The following is a 3,726-nucleotide window of genomic DNA, read 5'->3' as shown; positions in this document are numbered from 1 at the left end:
AGGACAAGAACTCCGTCGGCAACATCTACAACGGCCGGGTCATCCGCGTCCTTCCCGGGATGCAGGCCGCCTTCGTGGACATCGGGATGGACAAGGCGGGGTTCCTCTTCGCGGGCGACTTCGTCACCCCGCAGCTCGAGTTCGATTCCGACACGGCGGAGGAGCCGCCGGTCCTCCCCGACGAGATGGGGATCCGCCCGGCCCGCTATCCGCAGGACCACTTCCTTCCGCCGATCGAGGGGCTGATCCGGGAGGGGCAGCACCTGCTCGTCCAGGTGGCCAAGGAGCCGCTGGGGACGAAGGGGGCCCGGATCACCAGCCATATCACCCTGCCCGGACGCCACCTGGTCCTCCTCACCTGGTCGAACCACATCGGGATCTCCCGACGCATCGAGGACCCGGGGGAACGCGACCGCCTGACGAAGATCGTCGAAGCGATCCGCCCCGAGGGGATGGGCGCCATCGTTCGCACCGCCGCGGAGGGCGGCACGGAGGAGGAGCTGCGGACCGACATGGACTACCTCGTCCGCCTCTGGGAGACGATCCGCAGGAGGAGCGAGAACTCCGCGGCGCCGGCGCTGATCCACCGGGAGCTCTCCCTCTCGATGCGCGCGGTGCGCGACCTGTTCTCCAGCGACTCGGACCGCATCGTGGTCGACTCGCCCGAGGAGTACGGCAAGATCCGGAGCTTCGCGAACCAGTTCTTCCCGCGCATCCAGGACCGCATCGAGCTGTACGGCGGCCCCGAGCCCATCTTCGACAACTACGGCATCGAGATCGAGGTGACGCGCGCCCTCGACAAGAAGGTGTGGCTGAAGAGCGGCGGGTACATCGTGATCGAGCAGACGGAAGCGCTCACCGTCGTGGACGTCAACACGGGGAAGTACGTCGGCCGCTCCTCGCTGGAGGACACGACGGTCAAGATCAACCTCGAGGCGGTCAAGGAGATCGTCTACCAGCTCCGGCTGCGCAACATCGGCGGGATCATCATCATCGACTTCATCGACATGAAGAACGAGGAGAACCGCGAGAAGGTGTACAACGCCCTCGTGGACGCCCTGCTCGCCGACCGCAGCAAGACGACGATCTGCAAGATCTCGGAGCTGGGGCTGGTCGAGATGACGCGGAAGCGGGTCCGGGAGAGCCTGGGCCGCTCCCTGTCGGAGGCGTGCCCCTACTGCTCGGGCGAGGGGGTGCTCCAGTCGAAGAAGACGATCTGCTACAACATCTTCCGCGCGCTCGAGCGCCAGAGCCTCCTCTTCTCCGGACGCCAGGTGTCGCTCTTCGTCCACCCCGCCCTCGCGGAGGAGCTGTTCGGCGAGGAGCGGAGGTTCCTGGAGATCCTCGAGCAGAAATACGGGATGAAGGTGAACATCTCCGCGTCCGAGAAGTTCCACATCGAGCAGTACCGTATCGAGCCGAGCTGAAGGGGAGGAAGAGCAGAACGGCAGAACGGCAGAACGGGGACGTTCATGAGTTCTTGCGCAATAGAGGGACAGAGATGCAGGGAGAGAACCCCTGAACCGAAGAAGGGGGGGCAAAGAACCGGGACGTTCATGAGAAGCCCGACAGATAACGCCGATCAGCCTTCTCATGAACGTCCCGGTTCTTTGCCCCCATCATCCTGCATCTCTGTCCCACTTTTGCGGAAGTTCTAAGGAACGTCCCCGTTCTGCTGGCCCGGCTCTGCGAGCTTGACGCCTCCCCCAGGAGTTCATATATTAATAAATTCGTGCGCGTTTCCTTTCGCCCGCGCCGGCGTAGCTCAGTGGTAGAGCAGCTGATTCGTAATCAGCAGGTCGTCGGTTCAATCCCGACCGCCGGCTCCATGATTCTTCCCATGTCGATTTCGTGAGGGATTGAACCGACCAATTCAATCCTGAAGGGCAGGGATGCTCGAATGCCGCGGCAGCCAGGGATGGCTACGGACTTTGTTGCCGCGGCCGACCGCCGGCCCCATGATTCTTCCCATGCCGAATTCGTGAGGGATTGAACCGACCAATTCAATCCTGAAGGGCAGGGATGCTCGAATGCCGCGGCAGCCAGGGATGGCCACGGAATTTGTTGCCGCGGCCGACCGCCGGCTCCGCTCCCTTGCCTTACCTTTCCGCCTTCCGCTTCATCTCGGCCGCAAGCTTCTTCGCGATTGAGAGCTGTCCGGGACTCAGCCGGTACGCCGCGTTGTCCCGGTTCCCTACCGCGATCTCCCGCCGGTCCATGTCCCACTCGGAATACGAGGTGGCCGCAAGGTCGAACCACACATACGCGGATATGAAGTCCTGCGGCACCCCTTTCCCGTACGCGAACATGACGCCGAGGTTGTTCCGGGCGACCGGGTTCCCGTGGGCCGCGGCGTCCTTGTACCACTTCACCGCTTCGCCATAGTCGAGCTCCACGCCCTGGCCGTTTTCGAACATGACACCGACGTTGTTCAGCGCCTCCGAATCGCCCTGGGCCGCCGCCTTCCTGTACCACCGCATCGCCTCGATGTAGTCCTGCCCCACGCCCTTGCCCGACTGGTACATGTATCCAAGAAGGTTCTGCGCCTTGGGCTCCCCCGTTTCGGCCAGCGCCCTGGCGAGCCGGAACGCCGCTTCGAATTCCCCCTGGACGAAGGCCATCTGGATATCCTCCATCGGCCCTGCGATAGACGCGCCCGCCGGGAACACGGAAAGGGCGAACGCCACCCCGACGATGACGGCGGTTGTGCATTTCATGGTGCCGCCTCCGATCTCTCTCCCTCGAACATTTGATCCTCCATCGGCGGGAAGAGTTGTCGCGGCGGATGAAATTTCTCCGGGGGCCCGGGGGCGCCCCGCCTTCCCCCCGGCGGCGCGCGGAACGGACCTCCTTGATATCACGCAGGATTTCGATGGACATCCGGCATTATCGGGTGTGAAATATACTTGTATTCACGATCGGCCCGGTCCCCTGTAAACCTGCAACCCTTCCCCGGTTTCCCGCCGCAATACGAAGACCGCTTCCTGCGGCGGCATGCAGGAGGGTCCCATGGCCTTGAGCGAAATCACCATCACCAGGGCGATCATCGACCGGTTCTCCAGGAAACTCATGGACCACGTCGACGTGGACACGGCGATCGTCGGCGCCGGCCCCGCGGGGCTGGCGGCGGCCTACTTCCTCGCGAAGGAAGGGCGCAAGGTCGCGGTGTTCGAGCGCAAGCTGAGCATCGGCGGAGGGATGTGGGGCGGCGGGATGATGTTCAACGAGATCGTGGTGCAGGAGGAGGCGAAGGAGATCCTCGACCTCTTCGGCGTGACCACGCAGGAGTACGAGCCCGGCTACTACACGGCGGATGCGGTCGAGGCGGCTTCCACGATCTGCTCGCACGCGACGAAGGCGGGCGCGAAGGTCTTCAACTGCATGAGCGTCGAGGACGTCATGATCCGGGAGGGGCGTGTCATCGGGCTCGTCATCACCTGGTCCCCCGTGGAGATGACGGGGCTGCACGTGGACCCGCTCTCCGTGACGGCGAAGAACATCGTGGACGCGACCGGCCACGCCACCGAGGTGCTGGCGGTGATCGCGCGGAAGGCGGACGTCAGGCTGTTCACCGAAACCGGGAAGATCCTCGGCGAGCGGTCCATGTGGGCCGAGAAGGCGGAGCGCCTGACGCTGGAGAACACGAAGCGGATCTGCCCGGGGGTGTTCGTCGCGGGGATGTCCGCCAACGCCGCGTTCGGCGGCCCGAGGATGGGGCCCATCTTC

3 protein-coding genes and 1 tRNA gene are annotated in these 3,726 nt (G+C 64.2%); 3 read left to right on the top strand and 1 reads right to left on the bottom strand.

What is annotated here, in order from left to right; all coding sequences use genetic code 11:
* Positions 1–1,427 (top strand): Rne/Rng family ribonuclease (locus tag AB1346_04745; protein ID MEW6719740.1); only part of this gene is annotated, 1,427 nt, incomplete at its 5' end.
* Between the two features lie 327 nt (positions 1,428–1,754).
* Positions 1,755–1,829, top strand: a tRNA-Thr gene (locus tag AB1346_04740).
* Between the two features lie 270 nt (positions 1,830–2,099).
* Here AB1346_04740 and AB1346_04735 read toward each other — a convergent pair.
* The gene (locus AB1346_04735) at positions 2,100–2,717 is read right to left on the bottom strand and encodes a tetratricopeptide repeat protein (GenBank protein MEW6719739.1); all 618 of its coding nucleotides are present in this window, start codon (positions 2,715–2,717) and stop codon (positions 2,100–2,102) included.
* A gap of 292 nt (positions 2,718–3,009) precedes the next feature.
* Here AB1346_04735 and AB1346_04730 point away from each other — a divergent pair.
* Positions 3,010–3,726 (top strand): sulfide-dependent adenosine diphosphate thiazole synthase (locus AB1346_04730; GenBank protein MEW6719738.1); only part of this gene is annotated, 717 nt, incomplete at its 3' end.

The sequence above is a fragment of the Thermodesulfobacteriota bacterium genome (assembly GCA_040758155.1).
Taxonomy (GTDB): Bacteria; Desulfobacterota; Deferrimicrobia; order Deferrimicrobiales; family Deferrimicrobiaceae; genus UBA2219.
The sequence above is the reverse complement of the archived record's forward strand: the minus strand, read 5'-3'. Positions and strand labels throughout refer to the sequence as shown.